This window comes from Streptococcus sp. Marseille-P7375 (genome assembly GCF_902460365.1).
Lineage (GTDB): Bacteria > Bacillota > Bacilli > Lactobacillales > Streptococcaceae > Streptococcus > Streptococcus cristatus_I.
In genome coordinates, this window is record NZ_CABPTR010000006.1 from 19,390 (window position 1) to 37,605 (window position 18,216).

General features: G+C 43.8%; 20 protein-coding genes. 16 read left to right on the forward strand and 4 right to left on the reverse strand.

Annotation, left to right across the window (positions count from 1 at the left end):
- Window positions 1-14: 14 nt before the first annotated feature.
- Complete coding sequence (purB, locus tag FZ954_RS10720; RefSeq protein WP_002907678.1) at window positions 15-1,310, forward strand: adenylosuccinate lyase; 1,296 nt, start codon at window positions 15-17, stop codon at window positions 1,308-1,310.
- 44 nt (window positions 1,311-1,354) lie between these two features.
- Here the strand turns inward: purB and FZ954_RS10725 are convergent, their stop codons facing one another.
- Both FZ954_RS10725 and FZ954_RS10730 read right to left on the reverse strand, forming a co-directional pair.
- A complete protein-coding gene (locus FZ954_RS10725; protein WP_148878357.1) occupies window positions 1,355-1,921 on the reverse strand; it encodes an NAD(P)H-dependent oxidoreductase in 567 nt (188 codons plus the stop codon).
- The gene (locus FZ954_RS10730) at window positions 1,918-2,514 is read right to left on the reverse strand and encodes a TetR/AcrR family transcriptional regulator (protein ID WP_148878358.1); all 597 of its coding nucleotides are present in this window, start codon (window positions 2,512-2,514) and stop codon (window positions 1,918-1,920) included. The genes FZ954_RS10725 and FZ954_RS10730 overlap by 4 nt, the downstream gene beginning before the upstream one ends.
- Window positions 2,515-2,701: 187 nt before the next feature.
- Between FZ954_RS10730 and dhaK the strand changes: the two genes are divergently transcribed.
- The 3 genes from dhaK to dhaM are packed head-to-tail and all read left to right on the forward strand — an operon-like array spanning window position 2,702 to window position 4,654.
- Window positions 2,702-3,691, forward strand: a complete 990-nt coding sequence (dhaK, locus tag FZ954_RS10735) for a dihydroxyacetone kinase subunit DhaK (RefSeq protein ID WP_148878359.1) — start codon at window positions 2,702-2,704, stop codon at window positions 3,689-3,691.
- A gap of 10 nt (window positions 3,692-3,701) precedes the next feature.
- Window positions 3,702-4,280 (forward strand): dihydroxyacetone kinase subunit DhaL, encoded by a 579-nt coding sequence (dhaL, locus tag FZ954_RS10740; RefSeq protein WP_125380068.1) that lies wholly within the window; start codon window positions 3,702-3,704, stop codon window positions 4,278-4,280.
- The gene (gene dhaM / locus FZ954_RS10745; protein ID WP_148878360.1) at window positions 4,280-4,654 is read left to right on the forward strand and encodes a dihydroxyacetone kinase phosphoryl donor subunit DhaM; all 375 of its coding nucleotides are present in this window, start codon (window positions 4,280-4,282) and stop codon (window positions 4,652-4,654) included. The genes dhaL and dhaM overlap by 1 nt, the downstream gene beginning before the upstream one ends.
- Window positions 4,655-4,982: 328 nt before the next feature.
- Here the strand turns inward: dhaM and FZ954_RS10750 are convergent, their stop codons facing one another.
- Window positions 4,983-5,699, reverse strand: coding sequence for a GntR family transcriptional regulator (locus FZ954_RS10750; RefSeq protein WP_015604190.1), 717 nt, complete (start codon window positions 5,697-5,699; stop codon window positions 4,983-4,985).
- Window positions 5,700-5,839: 140 nt separating this feature from the next.
- Between FZ954_RS10750 and FZ954_RS10755 the strand changes: the two genes are divergently transcribed.
- The 7 genes from FZ954_RS10755 (at window position 5,840) to FZ954_RS10790 (ending at window position 12,876) form a co-directional block, all read left to right on the forward strand.
- Window positions 5,840-7,627: a beta-galactosidase family protein gene (locus FZ954_RS10755; protein ID WP_148878361.1), complete on the forward strand. Its 1,788-nt coding sequence runs from the start codon at window positions 5,840-5,842 to the stop codon at window positions 7,625-7,627.
- Window positions 7,624-8,100 carry a PTS system mannose/fructose/N-acetylgalactosamine-transporter subunit IIB gene (locus FZ954_RS10760; protein WP_045498334.1) on the forward strand — a complete coding sequence of 159 codons (477 nt, stop codon included), beginning with the start codon at window positions 7,624-7,626 and terminating at the stop codon, window positions 8,098-8,100. Before FZ954_RS10755 ends, FZ954_RS10760 begins: the two co-directional genes overlap by 4 nt.
- Before the next feature lie 26 nt (window positions 8,101-8,126).
- Window positions 8,127-9,041: a PTS mannose/fructose/sorbose/N-acetylgalactosamine transporter subunit IIC gene (locus FZ954_RS10765; protein ID WP_062005959.1), complete on the forward strand. Its 915-nt coding sequence runs from the start codon at window positions 8,127-8,129 to the stop codon at window positions 9,039-9,041.
- The gene (locus tag FZ954_RS10770; protein ID WP_005591340.1) at window positions 9,028-9,846 is read left to right on the forward strand and encodes a PTS system mannose/fructose/sorbose family transporter subunit IID; all 819 of its coding nucleotides are present in this window, start codon (window positions 9,028-9,030) and stop codon (window positions 9,844-9,846) included. Before FZ954_RS10765 ends, FZ954_RS10770 begins: the two co-directional genes overlap by 14 nt.
- Window positions 9,847-9,857: 11 nt before the next feature.
- Entirely contained in the window at window positions 9,858-10,262 is a 405-nt protein-coding gene (locus tag FZ954_RS10775; RefSeq protein ID WP_015604195.1) for a PTS sugar transporter subunit IIA, read from the forward strand.
- 108 nt (window positions 10,263-10,370) lie between these two features.
- Window positions 10,371-11,534 carry an SIS domain-containing protein gene (locus tag FZ954_RS10780; protein WP_148878362.1) on the forward strand — a complete coding sequence of 388 codons (1,164 nt, stop codon included), beginning with the start codon at window positions 10,371-10,373 and terminating at the stop codon, window positions 11,532-11,534.
- A gap of 304 nt (window positions 11,535-11,838) precedes the next feature.
- Window positions 11,839-12,876, forward strand: coding sequence for an aldose epimerase family protein (locus FZ954_RS10790; protein WP_148878363.1), 1,038 nt, complete (start codon window positions 11,839-11,841; stop codon window positions 12,874-12,876).
- A 100-nt stretch (window positions 12,877-12,976) separates the two neighbouring features.
- Here FZ954_RS10790 and FZ954_RS10795 read toward each other — a convergent pair whose 3' ends face one another.
- Complete coding sequence (locus FZ954_RS10795; RefSeq protein WP_179856134.1) at window positions 12,977-13,240, reverse strand: YiaA/YiaB family inner membrane protein; 264 nt, start codon at window positions 13,238-13,240, stop codon at window positions 12,977-12,979.
- A 348-nt stretch (window positions 13,241-13,588) separates the two neighbouring features.
- On the opposite strand from FZ954_RS10795, the gene ruvB reads away from it, so the two are divergent.
- The 5 genes from ruvB to FZ954_RS10820 all read left to right on the forward strand — a co-directional run bounded on the left by ruvB (window position 13,589) and on the right by FZ954_RS10820 (window position 17,964).
- Entirely contained in the window at window positions 13,589-14,587 is a 999-nt protein-coding gene (gene ruvB, locus FZ954_RS10800; RefSeq protein WP_148878364.1) for a Holliday junction branch migration DNA helicase RuvB, read from the forward strand.
- Entirely contained in the window at window positions 14,584-15,159 is a 576-nt protein-coding gene (locus FZ954_RS10805) for a nucleotidyltransferase family protein (protein WP_148878365.1), read from the forward strand. Before ruvB ends, FZ954_RS10805 begins: the two co-directional genes overlap by 4 nt.
- A gap of 161 nt (window positions 15,160-15,320) precedes the next feature.
- Window positions 15,321-15,743 (forward strand): low molecular weight protein-tyrosine-phosphatase, encoded by a 423-nt coding sequence (locus FZ954_RS10810; RefSeq protein ID WP_148878366.1) that lies wholly within the window; start codon window positions 15,321-15,323, stop codon window positions 15,741-15,743.
- A gap of 3 nt (window positions 15,744-15,746) precedes the next feature.
- A complete protein-coding gene (locus FZ954_RS10815) occupies window positions 15,747-16,160 on the forward strand; it encodes an MORN repeat-containing protein (protein ID WP_045498310.1) in 414 nt (137 codons plus the stop codon).
- A complete protein-coding gene (locus tag FZ954_RS10820) occupies window positions 16,150-17,964 on the forward strand; it encodes an acyltransferase family protein (protein ID WP_148878396.1) in 1,815 nt (604 codons plus the stop codon). Before FZ954_RS10815 ends, FZ954_RS10820 begins: the two co-directional genes overlap by 11 nt.
- The last annotated feature ends 252 nt before the right edge of the window (window positions 17,965-18,216 follow it).

Consider the following 18,216-nt stretch of genomic DNA (forward strand, 5'->3'; position numbering starts at 1 on the left):
CAAGGAGAAAAATCATGATCAACCGTTACTCTCGCCCTGAGATGGCGAACATTTGGACTGAGGAAAATAAGTACAAGGCTTGGCTGGAGGTAGAGATTCTAGCTGATGAGGCCTGGGCTGAGCTGGGTGAGATTCCCAAGGAAGATGTGGCCTTGATTCGCGAAAAGGCTGGCTTTGACATTGATCGCATCTTGGAGATTGAGCAGGAGACGCGCCACGATGTGGTGGCTTTCACGCGGGCGGTTTCTGAGACGCTGGGCGAGGAGCGCAAGTGGGTGCACTATGGCCTGACCTCGACCGACGTGGTGGATACGGCCTACGGCTACCTCTACAAGCAGGCCAATGACATCATCCGTGAGGATCTGCGTCGCTTCACTGACATCATTGCGGAGCGGGCGCGGGAGCACAAGTTCACCATCATGATGGGACGGACCCACGGGGTGCATGCGGAGCCTACGACTTTCGGCCTTAAGCTCGCGACTTGGTACAGCGAAATGAAGCGCAATATTGAACGTTTCGAGATTGCGGCGGCGGGTGTGGAAGCTGGGAAAATTTCTGGTGCGGTTGGGAACTTTGCCAACATTCCGCCATTTGTGGAAAGTTATGTCTGTGAGAAATTAGGTATCCGTCCGCAGGAAATTTCGACTCAAGTATTGCCACGTGATCTCCATGCTGAATACTTCTCTGCTTTGGCCTTGATTGCGACATCTATAGAGCGCATGGCGACCGAGATTCGTGGTCTGCAAAAGTCTGAGCAGCGTGAGGTGGAAGAATTCTTTGCCAAGGGGCAAAAAGGATCTTCAGCTATGCCTCACAAGCGCAATCCAATCGGCTCTGAAAATATGACTGGTCTGGCGCGGGTCATTCGCGGTCACATGGTGACAGCCTTTGAGAATGTCTCTCTCTGGCATGAGCGCGACATTTCCCACTCATCAGCTGAGCGGATTATCGCACCGGACACGACCATTCTTATCGACTATATGCTCAACCGCTTTGGCAATATCGTCAAGAACTTGACTGTCTTCCCAGAAAATATGAAGCGCAACATGAACTCCACCTTTGGTCTTATCTTCAGCCAGCGGGCTATGTTGACCTTGATTGAAAAAGGCATGACGCGGGAGCAGGCTTATGACTTGGTGCAGCCAAAGACCGCCCAGTCCTGGGACAATCAAGTAGACTTCAAGCCTCTGCTCGAAGCAGATCCAGAAGTCACTTCCCGTCTGACTCAGGAAGAGATTGATGAAATCTTCAACCCAGTTTACTACACCAAGCGCGTGGATGAAATCTTCAAGCGCGTGGGCTTAGATTAAATATAGAAATAGGCGCTTCTTACGAAGTGCCTATTTGCTTGTTCTTAAATTTGACTGGCCAGCTGTCCGATTTTCTTGAGCATTTCTTGGCGTTGTTGGTCTGTTTTGCGTTCTACTCCGTTGAGCTCTGTCAGTTTGACGGGAGAAATACCGCAAAGTTTCAAGATTTGGTTTTTAAGTACCTTGCCGTAGTCTTGGACAAAAGGCAGGGCAAAACCTGGTGTATTATGGCTGACGATAATCCAGCCGGATTTCCCTTGCAGGTGGCCTTGGAGTCCAATTTTCTTATAAGAGTAGGCAAAGTCAGCCGCAAAGACGCGGTCGATAAAGCCTTTGAGAATAGCCGGCATACCGCTCCACCAGATAGGGAAAATGAAAATCAGGTGGTCTGCCCAAGTAATCAAATCCCGATATTTTGCCATTTCAGGGTCTTTATGCAGGTCACGGCGTCTATGCTCTTGGTCAAAGCGCAAGATTGGATCAAAATTTTCAGCATACAAGTCCAAGGTTTTCACTTCGTGCTTTTTAGAAAGATTGCTTTGAACTTCTTTGAGAATAGCAGCATTGAAGCCAGTTGGACTGGGGTAGGTGTAAATAATCAAGGTTTTCATGATCGTTCTCCTTTGATATAAATGTCAAGCATGTGCTCGATCGTGCTTTGGATGGCTTGAGGATCCAGGTCTTGTCCGATAGGACTGTTGGTCAGAACGGCCAGACCTGTGATAAAGCTCCAAAAGTGAAAAAGGCTTTCTGCTTCGCTATTGCTAAAATTTTCCTCCTTGCGAAGCTTTAAAACAAGCTCCTTAAATTTATCAAATCCAGGCAGGTCAGACTCCAAGAGAATGGTGTCCTGCGTCACTTTCATATATTTAAAAGGAAATTTGATAAAGAGAGCTTCGAAAAAATGAGGATAGGTCTTGGCAAAAATAATGAAATTAAGACCAAGCTGGGTCAGCTGCTCACGCGCAGAAGCTGTCGTATCAATCTTTTCATTGATTTCCTGATTGAGAAACAGCGAAAGCTGGGTCAAAACCACCTTGAGGTAGCCTTCCTTACTCTCAAAATGGCGGTAAGGGCTGCCGTGAGTTACACCGCAGGCCTTGGCAACGGTCCTAAGCGAAAGCTGTTCAATTCCGTGTTTTCCGATTTCTTCAATCCCCGTTTGAATGAGCTGTTCTTTCAGCTGGGCTGTATTGCGTTTCATTCATTTTCTCCTAAATTATACACTGTCTACTTTTTCTTGCCAACTAATTTGATGCTTTCTTCTATTCTAGGATGTGGCAGAATTTGCTTTCGGTAAGATAAAATGTTAAAATAATATTGAAATGATAGCGCTTTCTTTTAGGGCGAATTGCTCATCGTAAAGAAACGCTGAGAAACGGAGGACACCTATGAAGAAAATTATCAACGATCCAACAGCGGTTGTGGACGAGATGCTGGACGGCTTGGCCTATATTCACAGCGATTTGGTTTATCGGGTGGAGGGCTTCGATATCATTGCCCGCAAGAGTGAGAAGACAGGCAAGGTCGGCTTGATTTCTGGCGGTGGCAGTGGTCATGAGCCTTCCCATGCTGGCTTTGTCGGTGAGGGCATGCTGTCGGCCGCTATCTGCGGAGCGGTCTTTACTTCACCAACACCTGACCAGGTCTTGCAGGCTATCAAGGAAGCAGATGAGGGTGCTGGGGTCTTCATGGTGATTAAGAATTATTCCGGTGACATCATGAACTTTGAAATGGCTCAGGAAATGGCTGAGATGGAAGGGATTGAGGTGGCTAGTGTCGTCGTAGATGACGATATCGCAGTGGAAGACAGCCTCTATACGCAAGGTCGCCGCGGAGTGGCTGGTACGATTCTTGTCCATAAGATTCTAGGGGATGCGGCGCGTGCAGGCAAATCTCTGACTGAAATCAAGGTGCTAGCTGATGAGCTGGTCAAAAATATCCACACAGTCGGCTTGGCTCTGAGCGGGGCAACCGTACCGGAAGTCGGCAAGCCTGGTTTTGTTTTGGCTGATGATGAAATAGAGTTCGGCATTGGCATCCATGGTGAGCCTGGCTATCGCAAGGAAAAGATGCAGCCGTCTAAGGACTTAGCTAAGGAATTGGTCGAGAAGCTCAGTCAGTCTGTTGAGCTCAAATCTGGTAAGAAGATCGGTATTCTCATCAATGGTATGGGTGCAACACCGCTCATGGAGCAGTATGTCTTTGCGGCCGATGTAGCAAATCTCCTGGCAGATGCTGGAGTCGAAGTTGTCTATAAAAAGCTGGGTAATTACATGACTTCTATTGATATGGCGGGGATTTCTCTGACCTTTATCCAGCTAGACCGGCCAGACTGGCTGACAGCTCTCAACAGTCTTGTCACGACAGCCGCTTGGTAAGGAGGTGCTTATGGACGCAGCAAGAGCAAAAAAATGGATGCAGTTGTTCAACGAAAAGATCCAGAGTCAGAAAGACTATCTGTCTGACCTTGATACCCCCATCGGCGATGGTGATCATGGCGCCAATATGGCTAGGGGAATGGCAGCAGCAGTAGAGAATCTAGCTGCTAAGGACTTTGCTAGTGCGGCTGAGGTTTTTCAGGCTGTTTCTATGCAGCTGATTAGCAAGGTCGGCGGTGCTTCAGGCCCTCTATATGGCTCAGCTTTCATGGGCATGGCCAAAGCTGAAAAAGACGGCAAAGACTTGCTAGAAGTCATCCAAGCTGGGCTGGACATGATTCAGAAGCGGGGCAAGGCTGTGCCTGGTGAGAAAACCATGGTGGATGTCTGGTCGGGGATTCCTGTTTCTCTGCAGTCTGGAGACTTGACGCGTGAAAAGATTGGTTCTCTAGTGGAAGCGACCAAAGATCTGAAAGCGACCAAGGGGCGGGCTTCCTATGTCGGTGAGCGCTCTATCGGCCATATCGATCCTGGTTCGGCTTCATCTGGTCTCCTCTTTGAGGCTCTTCTAGAAACGGAGGCAGGCTGATGGCAGATACTGGCATTCTTATCGTTTCCCATTCCAAAAATCTGGCCCAAGGCTTGTTTGATCTCATCTCGCAGGTGGCGGCAGATGTGGCCATCAGCTATGTGGGCGGGTTGGACGACGGTAGTATCGGGACGAGCTTTGAAGGTATTCAGGCGGCTTTAGATGCCACTGACAAGGACACTATTTTGTCCTTTTTCGATCTGGGCTCAGCTCGCATGAATCTCGAAATGGTCGCAGACTTTTCTGACAAGGAAATCATTATCAATAATGTTCCTTTGGTAGAGGGAGCCTATACGGCTGCTGCTCTTCTTCAGGCCGGGGCAGATTTGTCTAATGTTTTGCTTCAGGTTCGTGAATTAGAAATAAAGAAATAGCAGGTTTTCTAAAGACTTGATAAACGATTTCATTTGAAAAATAAAGAACATTTTATATCAAAAAACTGGGATTGAATCCCAGCTTTTTTGCTTTATCATTATACCAATTTCAGGGGAATAGCCAGTGTTTCTTATTTTTTCTTCCTTAGGATAATTGAAAAACAGGACAAATTAATAGGCCCTGTTTACTTTTTGACACAATTCACTTTTTAATGAACAAAAGTTCTTAGAATGTCTTGCAAATTGGTATAGATAGGTTTATAATAAAGATAGGTTAGTTGGTCAGGAAATGAAAAACGACAGCTCATGAGAACCATCGTTTTTCAGATTAATGATCGCGACTAGAAGAAATAAATTTGATTTTGAAGAAATCGCCACGCTTGTAGGTTTCGCTGTACTCTAGGATTTGTCCGGTATTTTCCAGTTTTGTGATCTTGACTTGATGCACAGTTGGGAAGTTTGGATCGATTTCTAAGGTCTTGGCAATGTCTTTTGGCGTTGGAAAGACGATTTCGTTGATTTCTTCGAAATACTCATCATTCATGTGGATGTGATAATCCGTCTTGAAGCGATTGTAGATCGAGCTGTAGTAGTCTAGATCTGGATAGTTTGGATTGATGTACTGTTCAGGAATGTAGGTTTGGTGATAAATATAGACTTTATCGCCGGTCCTTCTGATACGGTCAATCTTGTAGTAGAACTGGGACGGTGTTAGTTCTAGTTTTTCCAAGATTCTCAATTCATTTCCACGTTCGATGGACAGAACAGTCACCTTATCCTTTTGGATAGGGAAAGTTTCGATATCAGAGAATTCCACACGCTTGTGTTTTCTTGCGCGTGAAACAAAGGTTCCCTTTCCTTGCTGACGGATGATGTAGCCATCATTCGCAAGTTCGTTCAAAGCGCGGACAACGGTGATGGAACTGACGTTAAACATCTTGATTAACTCAGCTTCTGTGTAGAATCTATCACCGTTTTCAAAGTTACCAGAAATGATTTGTTGTTTCAAGTCATCTTTGATTTGTTGATATTTAGGAATAGCCATTGTGCTCACCTCTCTTTTTTTATCCCTCTCTATATTGATTTTAACATATTTTTTAAAAAAATGTTGACATTTATGCAAAAGTTTATTATATTAATATTATCAAGAAATGAAAGCGTTTTAAATCTAGGAGGAATAGGGAGATGAAGAGATTTGAAATAGGCTCTTCTTTCTACTTGGATGGTCAGGAGTTTAAGATTTTATCAGGAGCGATTCACTATTTTCGGATTCAGCCGGAAGACTGGTATCACTCGCTCTATAATCTTAAAGCTCTCGGCTTCAATACAGTTGAGACCTATGTTCCTTGGAACATGCACGAGCCAAAGAAGGGCCAGTTTGACTTTCAAGGGATTTTAGATATTGAGAAGTTTCTTCAGATTGCTCAAGATTTAGGTTTATATGCCATCGTTCGTCCTTCGCCCTTTATCTGTGCGGAGTGGGAATTTGGCGGCATGCCAGCCTGGCTCTTGACTGAGGATATGAGAATCCGTTCTTCTGATGTTCCTTATCTTCAGGCTGTTGCAGACTACTATGATGAGTTGCTTCCTCGCTTGGTTCCAAGGCTCTTGGACAATGGTGGGAATATCCTCATGATGCAAGTGGAAAATGAATATGGCTCTTACGGGGAGGATAAAGACTACCTGAGAGCGATTCGGCAGATGATGTTGGATCGAGGTGTTGATTGCCCGCTCTTTACATCGGATGGTCCTTGGCGGGCGACGCTGAGAGCCGGCACGCTGATTGAGGAAGATTTATTTGTTACAGGAAATTTCGGCTCTAAAGCAGACTATAATTTTGCCCAGATGCAGGAATTCTTTGATGAGTATGGCAAAAAATGGCCGCTCATGTGTATGGAGTTTTGGGATGGTTGGTTCAATCGTTGGAAAGAGCCAATTATCAAAAGGGATCCTGAGGAATTGGCTCAAGCTGTCCATGAGGTTCTGAAACAAGGCTCTATCAACCTCTATATGTTTCATGGCGGCACAAACTTTGGCTTCATGAATGGCTGCTCGGCCAGAGGTGTGACGGATTTACCACAGGTGACCTCGTATGATTATGATGCCCTACTCGATGAACAGGGAAATCCAACTCCGAAATATTTTGAAGTGCAAAAAATGATGGAGACCTACTATCCTGAGTACCCACAAATGAAACCGCTTACAAAAGAATCTTTTGAACTGAGAGATATTGCTCTGAGTGAGAAGGTGAGTTTGTTTGAGACATTAGCTGATTTGGCTCAACCAGTGGAGAGTCTCTATCCTATCAAAATGGAGGATTTGGGGCAGAGCTATGGTTACTTGCTTTATCGTACCAAAGCCAGCTGGGATGCGGATGAGGAAAAAATTCGGGTGATTGATGGGCGAGACCGAATGCAGCTTTTTGTGGACGGCAAGCTTATGGCAACCCAGTATCAAGCAGAGATTGGTCAAGATATCTTTGTTGCTGGGGAAAAGAAAGCCACCCACCGTATTGACATCCTGATGGAAAACATGGGGCGGGTCAATTATGGGCATAAGTTCTTGGCAGATACCCAGCGAAAAGGGATTCACACTGGTGTTTGCAAGGATTTGCACTTCTTGCTGAATTGGCAGCAGTATCCACTTTCTTTTGAAAACACAGAAAACATTAATTTTTCAAAAGGATGGCAGCCAGAGCAACCAGCTTTCTACGCTTTTGACTTTGAAATGAAAGCGCTTAAAGATACTTATTTAGACTTGTCCGGTTTTGGAAAGGGTCTTGCCTTCGTAAATGGCGTCAACATCGGCCGTTTCTGGAATGTCGGACCAACCTTATCGCTTTATATTCCGCATAGCCTTCTGAAAGAAGGACATAACCGAATCATCATTTTTGAAACGGAAGGGGAATATGAAGAATCCATTAACTTAGTTAACCAACCTACATTTAAAACAATAAAGGGGGAAAATTTATGACAATAGTAGGTGCACGTATCGATGGACGTTTGATCCATGGACAGGTAGCCAATCTCTGGACTACCAAGCTCAACATTTCACGCATTATGGTGATTGACGATGAGGTGGCTGAAAATGCTATCGAAAAGAGCGGACTTAAACTGGCAACGCCGCCAGGAGTGAAGCTCAGCATTTTGCCAATCGCTAAAGCAGCAGAAAACATCTTGGCTGGTAAGTATGACTCACAACGACTCTTTATCGTCGCTCGCAAACCAGACCGTTTCCTTCGTTTGGTAGAGGCTGGTGTTCCACTGGAAACACTGAACGTCGGAAATATGTCTCAGTCAGACGAAACTCGTCCCATCACTCGCTCTATCAATGTGGTTGATGCGGATGTGGAAGCTTTCCACAAGCTGCATGAAAAAGGGGTGAAGCTGACAGCTCAGATGGTTCCAAATGATCCGGTCGCGGATTTTATGAATTTGTTAAAATAAGGAAAAATTTTTAGGAGGTCATTGTCATGATACAATGGTGGCAAATTTTACTACTCACTCTGTACTCAGCTTATCAAATCTGTGATGAGTTGACGATCGTTTCTTCAGCAGGTTCACCTGTATTTGCTGGATTTATCACAGGTCTCATCATGGGAGATTTACCTACAGGTTTATTGATTGGTGCCAACCTTCAATTGGTGGTACTCGGTGTTGGTACCTTCGGTGGTGCTTCTCGTATTGACGCTACTTCTGGTGCGGTTCTTGCGACTGCTTTCTCAGTAGCTCAAGGGATCAAACCTGAACTTGCGATTTCTACAATTGCCGTTCCAGTAGCTGCTCTCTTGACTTACTTCGATATTCTTGGTCGTATGACTACAACTTACTTCGCTCACCGTGTAGATGCTGCGATTGAACGCTTTGACTACAAAGGCATCGAACGCAACTATCTCCTTGGTGCTCTTCCTTGGATGGCATCTCGTGCCCTCCCAGTCTTCTTTGCCCTTGCCTTTGGTGGAGCTTTCGTAGAAACTGTTGTTACAGGTATCTCTAATGTACAATGGTTGGCAAACGGTCTGAAACTTGCAGGTCAAATGCTTCCAGGTCTTGGATTTGCAATCTTGCTTCGTTATCTTCCAGTTAAACGCAACCTTCACTACTTGGCACTTGGATTTGGCTTGACAGCTATGTTGACAGTGCTTTACAGTAATGTTCAAAGCCTTGGTGCTGCAGTGTCTAGCATTGTTGGTTCTGAAGTGTTCTCTAAACTTCCAAAAGAACAAGCTATTACTTTTGTTAACAACTTCAAGAGTGTATCTATGATTGGTATCGCCATCATTGGTGTCTTCCTTGCAGTACAACACTTCAAAAACAGCCAACGTACAGTCGTAGCTGCTCCAGTAACTGAATCAGAAAGCGGGGAAATTGAAGATGACGAATTCTAATTACAAACTAACAAAAGAAGATTTTAAACAGATTAACAAACGTAGCTTGTTTACCTTCCAATTGGGTTGGAACTATGAGCGTATGCAGGCTTCTGGTTACCTTTACATGATTTTGCCACAATTGCGCAAAATGTATGGAGACGGTACACCTGAACTGAAAGAAATGATGAAATTGCATACGCAATTCTTCAATACTTCACCATTCTTCCACACTATTATCACTGGTTTTGACCTTGCTTTGGAAGAAAAAGATGGTGTGAAATCAAAAGATGCGGTCAATGGTATCAAGACGGGTCTCATGGGGCCATTCGCTCCTCTTGGAGACTCAATCTTTGGATCATTGGTACCAGCTATTATGGGTTCAATCGCAGCAACTTTGGCTGTTGCAGGAAACCCAGCCGGTATCTTCCTATGGATCGCTGTTGCAGTTGCTTACGATATTTTCCGTTGGAAACAATTGGAATTTGCCTACAAAGAAGGGGTTAACCTCATCAACAATATGCAAAGTACTTTGACAGCTTTGATTGATGCTGCATCTGTACTTGGTGTCTTCATGGTTGGTGCCTTGATTGCCAGCATGATTGGTGTTGAAGTTTCTTGGGCTCCACACATCGGGGACAAAGCAATTGAAATTCAAGATATGCTTAACCTCATCTTCCCACGCTTGGTACCAGCTATCATCACAGGTGTAATCTTCTGGTTGCTTGGACGTAAGGGTATGAACTCTACAAAAGCTATCTTGCTCATCATTCTTGCAGCGATTGCGTTCTCAGCGTTTGGTCACTTCTTCTTTGGAATGGCATAATGGTGTAAATGATGAGCAAACAATTAATTTTGATTAGTCATGGTCGCTTTTGTGAAGAGTTGAAAACAACCACTGAGATGATTATGGGACCTCAAGCGGATATTCATGCCGTTGCCTTGTTACCAGAGGAGGGACCAGATGATTTTACAGCCAAGTTCTTAGACACAGTCAAGGATTTTGATGACTATATTGTCTTTGCAGATCTTTTGGGAGGCACACCATGTAATGTAGTCAGCCGCCTTATTTTAGAAGGTAAGGATATTGACTTGTACGCCGGTATGAATCTGCCGATGGTAATTGAGTTTCTCAATGCTTCTCTGACAGGAGCTGATGTTGACTATCCGAAAAATGCAGTCGAAAATATCGTTAAAGTCAATGATATTTTAGCAGGCTTATCAGATGATGAGGATGAGTAGGACTGTTTTGTAAGGAAAAAAGAAATGAAGGGGAGTGGGGAATTTTCCCATTCCCTCTTTTAAAGGCAAATAACTAATATATCGATGTTTATTTTTGAAAGGACTACCATGCTAGATTATTCAAAAGAGAAACTGGTTGAATTGGGCGCGGAAATCACCACGCGTGAAATCTACCAACAGCCAAATGTTTGGCAGACAGCTTTTAATCATTACAAGGCTCAAGCTGACCAAATCGCTGCTTTTCTAAAGGGTATTGAAGAAAAGCATGATTATATAAAAGTTATCTTTACAGGTGCGGGAACTTCGGCTTATGTGGGCGATACGCTATTGCCATATTTCAGAAAGCTTTATAATGAGCGCCAATGGAATTTTAATTCGGTTGCGACGACTGATATTGTGGCGGGTCCTGAGGTGCATCTGCATAAGGAAATTCCAACGGTTCTCGTTTCTTTTGCCCGCAGTGGTAATTCGCCAGAAAGTGTTGCGACAGTGGACTTGGCCAAGCAGTTGGTTGATGAGCTTTATCAAGTGACTATCACCTGCGCTGCAGAGGGGAAATTGGCTCAGCAGGCTCATGGCGATGAGCGGAATCTCCTCTTATTGCAACCAGCTCCATCAAATGATGCTGGCTTTGCCATGACTTCTAGCTTCACCTCTATGATGTTGACAGCTCTCTTGGTTTTTGACCCAGCAGATTTGGCTCAAAAAGAAGCAAGAGTAGCTGAGTTGATTGCCTTGAGTCAAAAGGTTTTGGCAGATGTAGCTGACGTTCAGGCTTTGACAGAATTAGACTTTAACCGGGTCATTTATCTCGGAGCAGGGCCATTCTTTGGTCTAGCGCACGAAGCACAGCTGAAAATTTTGGAGTTGACCGCTGGGAAAGTTGCGACCATGTATGAAAGCCCAGTTGGCTTCCGCCATGGACCAAAATCTCTGATTAACGAAGAGACGCTTGTGCTGGTATTTGGCTCAAGGGATGCATACATCAAACGTTACGACTTGGATTTGGTGCGTGAAGTGGCAGGAGATCAGATTGCTCGCAAGGTGGTTTTCTTTACAGAGCGCAGAGAAGACTTGGAAAATGTTGAGCAAGTGGTTCTTGAAAGTGATATCTTGGAAGATAGCTATCGAGCCTTCCCTTACATCGTCTATGCTCAGCTCTTCTCTCTCTTGACTTCTTTGAAAGTGAAAAATCGACCAGATACACCGTCTCCGACAGGTACGGTCAATCGAGTCGTTCAAGGGGTTATTATCCACCCTTTCCAGCAGTAGAAAGCTAAATATGGAAAAGTCAAACATTAGTCATGGGAACGCTAGTTATTAAAAAGACTTTCAGATCAAAAGGATGGCCTTCCATCCTTGTCCCCTGACTAAGTCAAGAAAGAGAGTGGGACAGAAATCGGTCATTCGTTAGAATTCGATTTCATCGTCCCACCTCCGCACAGTTGAGTAGGGCTGTAAAAGCTGATGAAGTCAGCATAGTAGAGCCCACTCAACCACTGCGTCTTGCTCGACAATCCAAAGACAATTGAGAGACTAGGACTTTTGTCCCAGACTCGAGATAGAGGGAGATTGTATGAAATCTTATCAAGAATCTATTTTTGCTACTTTTAAAGGACAGGATGTCTTAACCTATACCTTTGAAAATGGGCTAGGTTATCGCTTCAAGGTCATGAACTATGGCGCAACGATTTTAGAATATCGGACGCCAGATAAAAATGGTGATTTTGCCAATATCATTCTAGGCTTTGAGCGTTTTGAGGATTATGTTGGCAATAGTCCCAAGTATGGAGCCAGCGTGGGACCAGTTGCGGGGCGGATTGCGAATGCTAGCTTTGAGCTGAATGGGCAGTCCTACCAGCTGGAAGTCAATAATGGTCAGAATTGTAACCACAGTGGTTCTACTGGCTGGGACAGTGTGATTTTTCAGACAGAGGAAGTCACAAACGAGGGCGTCACATTTTACACAGAGCGACCAGATGGGACGGGCGGTTTTCCTGGAAATTTGAAAATCTGGATTTCCTATTCCTTATCGGAAAAAGGGGAGATTGAGATTTCCTATCAAGTCCAGACAGATCAGGATAGTCTGGTTAATCCGACCAACCACAGCTATTTCAATCTGTCAGGTAATTTTAGTCAGCCGATTGATCAGCATGTCCTCCAGCTGCATACCAAAGGGGTGTATCCGATTGCTCCTGACGGTGTGCCAGAAAAAGAAGTGGATGCAGATCGTGGCTTTGTCAAAGGCCTACAAACAGGTCTGGCGCTGAAAGAAATTTTTGCTGATCCAGATGAGCAGATTCGGCTCGTGTCAGGGCTGGATCATCCATTTGCTCTGGATAAAGAGCAGGAAGAGGCAAGTTGCCTTTATGATGCGGCATCAGGTCGCTACCTGACTTTCCGTACAGATGCTCCTTGTGTCGTGACTTATTCGGCAAATTTTGTAGATGAGTCAGTTATCATCAATGGACAGCCAATGATTCAGCATAATGGTATAGCGATGGAAGCACAGGCCTTGCCTGATGCGATTCATAGTGACTTGAAAGATCAGGTCATTCTCAAGGCAGGAAGCCTCTTTACCAGCACCACCGTTTATTTTGCAGGTGTGAAATAAATACTAAACTTGCTTCATTTGAAGTGTATCTTACATGGCGATACTAGCCTCAGATACAAGAAAACGGCAGAATCCCCCTCTGCCGTTTTTACTATTTATTTTATTGGTTGTCTAAGTCTTGTGGTTGGAAGAATTGATTGTAACGTTCTTCGTCTTCTTGGTTATCACGGATAACTTTTGCAAGAGTGAATGAAGAAGAAATCAGTCCGACAGAACCCATGAGATAGTATCCTTTAACCATCAAAGGCTCTTTCAAGGTATAGAGGCCGACGAGAACAAGTGTCACAAAGAAGGCGAATGAGCCCCAAGCCATAAACATAAAGGCTGGTGTATTCCGATAAGTTTTCTTTTTAAGGTTGTTCATATCTAAAATCTCCTTTTCGATTTTTTTCATTGTATCATGAGTTCCTGAGGCAGTCAATGAAATAGCGGCTATTTTAATCAGACTGAACAATTCATATTAGTTTGTATCATCTTACTAAGATATCTAAAAGTATTTTATTTTTAAAAAATATTTTTTCTTTAAGCAAATTTTAAGATAAGGACGTTATACTAATACCATCAAATGAAGACCTCCTAACTTTATTTGATAGAAATCCTAAAACTTTTTCATAATAATCTCCCATAAGAGCCACCAAATTCGGTGGCTTTTTTTGTATTCAGAAGCGGGTCGGATTGCTTCCTCTGCCCTATTTTTTGCTATAATAGTCCTATGAGTAGAATTTTAGATAATGAATTAATGGGGGATGAGGAACTGGTAGAACGTACCCTCCGTCCTCAGTATTTACGAGAATATATCGGTCAGGACAAGGTCAAGGATCAGCTGAAGATTTTTATCAAAGCGGCTAAATTGCGGGATGAGGCATTGGACCATACTTTGCTTTTTGGTCCTCCAGGTCTGGGAAAGACGACCATGGCCTTTGTCATCGCCAACGAACTCGGTGTGAATATCAAGCAGACTTCTGGTCCGGTCATTGAAAAGGCTGGTGATTTGGTGGCCATTCTCAATGATTTGGAACCAGGTGATGTCCTCTTTATCGATGAGATTCACCGTTTGCCTATGGCAGTGGAGGAAGTGCTGTATAGCGCCATGGAGGACTTTTACATTGACATTATGATTGGGACTGGTGAAACCAGTCGCAGCGTCCATCTGGAATTGCCACCTTTCACGTTAATTGGGGCGACTACTCGGGCGGGCATGCTGTCCAATCCTCTGCGGGCTCGCTTTGGGATTACTGGTCACATGGAGTATTATGAAGCCAGCGATCTGACCGAAATCGTCGAGCGGACGGCAGAGATTTTTGAGATGGATATTACCCACGAGGCTGCTCGGGAGCTGGCTCTGCGTAGCCGAGGAACGCCGCGAATTGCCAATCGTCTGCTCAAGCGGGTGCGGGACTACGCGCAGATTATGGGCAATGGCTTGATTGATGATAAGATAACCGACCAGGCTCTCTCCATGCTGGATGTGGACCAGGAAGGGCTGGACTATGTGGATCAGAAAATCCTACGAACCATGATTGAAGTTTATGGTGGTGGTCCAGTCGGACTGGGGACACTTTCAGTCAATATTGCTGAGGAGCGCGAAACAGTAGAGGACATGTATGAGCCTTACCTGATTCAGAAAGGTTTTGTCATGCGGACACGGACTGGGCGCGTGGCTACAAGGAAAGCCTATGAGCATCTAGGATATGAGTATATGAAGGAATGATGACCGATCAAGAGATTTTAGAGAGGCTGAGTCAGGATCAGGATATCCGAGCGATTTTGGAGATGATCCGCAGTCTAGAATTGAAAGATTCTTGGCTGGCTGCGGGTAGTGTCAGAAATTTTATCTGGAATATCTTGGCTGGCAAGCCGGGCTTTGATGCCGAAACGGATGTGGATGTTATATTCTTTGATCAAACTGTGTCTTATGAGGAAACTTTGCAGATGGAGATGGAGTTGAGAAAAGCTTTTCCCGCTTATTCTTGGGAGCTGAAAAATCAAGTTTATATGCACATTCATAGTCCCAACACCCAGCCCTATACTAGCTCGAAAGATGCCATGAGCAAGTATCCTGAGTGCTGCACGGCTATCGGTCTGCGATTGCTGGAAGATGATCAGCTAGAGCTCTTTGCTCCCTATGGTTTGGCAGATATTCGGGCATTTCAGGTTCGACCAACACCACATTTTTTGGCGGATGCGGAGCGGAAGAAGCTTTATATGGAAAGAATCCGCAAGAAAAATTGGCAGACTAAATGGCCACAATTAAGTTTTGAAACTCTTTCTGAAGAAAAGTAAAGTTTAATCTGGTGCAAGCTAGATTGAGTGGGCCACCGCCTCAATGATCTGCACTTTTATGTAAGTCGGTATAATTAGCGGTTTTTCAGAGCCCGCTTCCGCTGTCACAGAATAATCAAGAAAGCTCCGCAGTTTTCTTTTTATTCTGGTATAATAGATCTATGAAGAAAATTGTATTTGTTTGTTTAGGAAATATCTGCCGCAGTCCGATGGCAGAGTTTGTTATGAAAAGTCTGACCGATGACCTACATATTGAGAGTCGTGCGACGTCTAGCTGGGAGCATGGAAACCCTATACATCAGGGGACTCAGGCTATTTTTAAGAAACATGCGATTTCTTATGACAAAGGAAAGACTTCTCAGCAGATTTCAGCGCAAGATTTTGCAGAATTTGATTATATCATCGGCATGGATGAAGCCAATATTCGAGATTTGAAGAAAATGGCGCCAGCGGATTTTCAGAATAAAATCTACCAGTTTGCTGATCTTGGCGTGCCAGATCCTTGGTACACGGGCGATTTCGATGAAACTTATGACCTGATTTTGGCTGGTTGCCACAAGTGGCTAGAACGCTTAAATGGATGAAAAATGGATAAAATAAAAGAATTTTACGATAAATATAAAATCTATCTGACCCGTCAGAATCTAGAAATTTTAGCTGTGACTGTGATTGCCTTGTCAGCAATTTTAGTGTTTACCTCTAATATCCCTAGTAAGGGTGCGCTAACGCTGGATCAAGGTAAGATAAAATATGAAGGCAGTCTAGTTCATGGAAAAATGAACGGCGAAGGTACCCTGACTTTTAAAAATGGGGATAGCTATAAAGGGCATTTCAAAAATGGTACTTTTGATGGTAAGGGTACTTTTACATCGAAGGATGGTTGGAAATATGAAGGTGAATTTGCCAACGGTCAAGCCAATGGTAAAGGAAAACTGACGACAGAAAGTAATGTCGTCTATGAAGGAACGTTCAAGCAAGGAATTTATCAAAATGCGCATTAGATGGTTTTCACTGGTTCGGATTACTGGACTGGTCTTGGTGTTACTCTATCATTACTTTCAGGGAGTTTTTCCTGGAGGTTTTATTGGAGTGGACATCTTTTTCACTTTTTCAGGATTTTTGATTACTTCATTATTGATTGATGAGTTTACAAGAAGTCGGACGATTGATATTATGGGCTTTCTGAAACGGCGCTTTTATCGTATCGTTCCTCCGCTCGTTTTTATGATTTTGGTCATCATGCCCTTTACTTTATTGATCCGTCGGGACTTTGTAGCAGGTATCGGGACGCAGATTGCAGCTGCGCTTGGTTTTGTGACTAATTTTTATGAAATGATGTCGGGCGGTAGTTATGAAAGCCAGTTTGTGCCGCATTTGCTGATTCACACTTGGAGTTTGGCACTGGAAGTGCATTACTATATCCTCTGGGGCTTGGCTGCTTGGGGCATCAGTAAGATTAGCAAGTCAGTTGCTCAGTATCGGGGCCTGATTTCTCTGACTTCAATTGCTCTGTTTCTGTTCAGTTTCTTGGCTATGTTTATCGGAGCCTTTTTCAGCAAGAATTACTCCAATATTTATTTCTCAAGTTTGACCCATGTCTTTCCTTTCTTTGCTGGGACAGTGCTAGCGACTTTTTCTGGAGTCGGAAATGTAGGCGTTCAGATGAAGAAACTGGAAGAAAAGGTAGAAATCAAGCAAGTCTTGATCGCTCTAGCTGGCAGTTTTGTTCTTCTTCTTTTGCTCAGCTTTATTTTGAAATTTGACAGCTTGTGGACTTATTTATTTGGTTTCTTGATTTCAACACTTCTGGCTTGTGTCATGATAGCAGCAACCCGCATCTTGCACGATAAATTGCCAAATATTAAGGAGCCTAGTCCTCTCAACTTTATTGCAGATACTAGCTATGGTGTTTACCTCTTCCATTGGCCTTTCTATATTATTTTTACTCAGTTGATGAGCAATGGTTGGGCTGTGCTTTTGACTACAATCTTGAGTTTTGGTTTCGCAGCTCTTTCCTTCTATATTTTAGAGCCGACTTTAGCTGGACGGAAGCCTCGGATTTTTGGCAAGGAGTTGAATGTGAGTTCCATCACCAAGCCGATTTTCTACAGTTTCATTCCGCTGACATTTATCTTGCTTATTATCACCATCACAGCTCCGTCTGTTGGTGCCTTTGAGGAAAGCCTGATTGTCAATTCTTTGAACCAAGCCGATACGAAAATGCAGACAACCCGTAAGCACGCAGACCAAAAAACTGCGACAAATTATAACGTGGCAGAGGGAACGACTGTTATTGGTGATTCGGTCACTTTGCGCTCCGCTGAATGGATCCAAGAGGCTATACCTGACGCTCAAGTCGATGCAGTGGTTAGTCGTAATTTAGTGTCTGGTCTGGAATTTTTCAAGAACGATATTGCTAATCAAACACTGCTTCAAAACGTCGTCTTGGCATTGGGAACCAATCCAGTTGACAATTATGAAGAATTGTTGGATCAGTATATAGAGCTCTTGCCAAAAGGCCATCGCTTGATTTTAGTCACGCCATATGATGGCCGGACAGCCAATGATCCAAGTAGTATTCCTGTTAAGATGCGACAATACGAACTTGAACTTGCTAAGAAATACGATTTTGTATATGTAGCAGACTGGTATCAGGTAGCGATTAATAATCCGCAGATTTGGATTGGAACAGACTATGTCCATTATGGGGCAGATTCAGAGTCTATGGCAGAGGGAGGTAAACTCTACTCTAACATGATAAAAGAGGCTTTAGCTGCCGCTTCAAGTGGCAGTGTTAAGCCATAAAACTAGCTCGGTTATTTAGCCGAGCTAGTTTTATAACAAAAAAGAAAGCGCTAACACATTTTTAAAGAAAAGTATGTGAAATTTTTGAGAATAAATAGAGACTTTAGTAAAAAAGCTTGAAGTATCAGTGCTTAAAAAATAATCCATAAAAAGTTTGTGAACTTTTGTTGAAAGTGTTTACAAATTTGTAGGAATAGAGTATAATTATATTGTGAAATAATTAACAAAGGTTAAAATCTTCATTTGACCTTT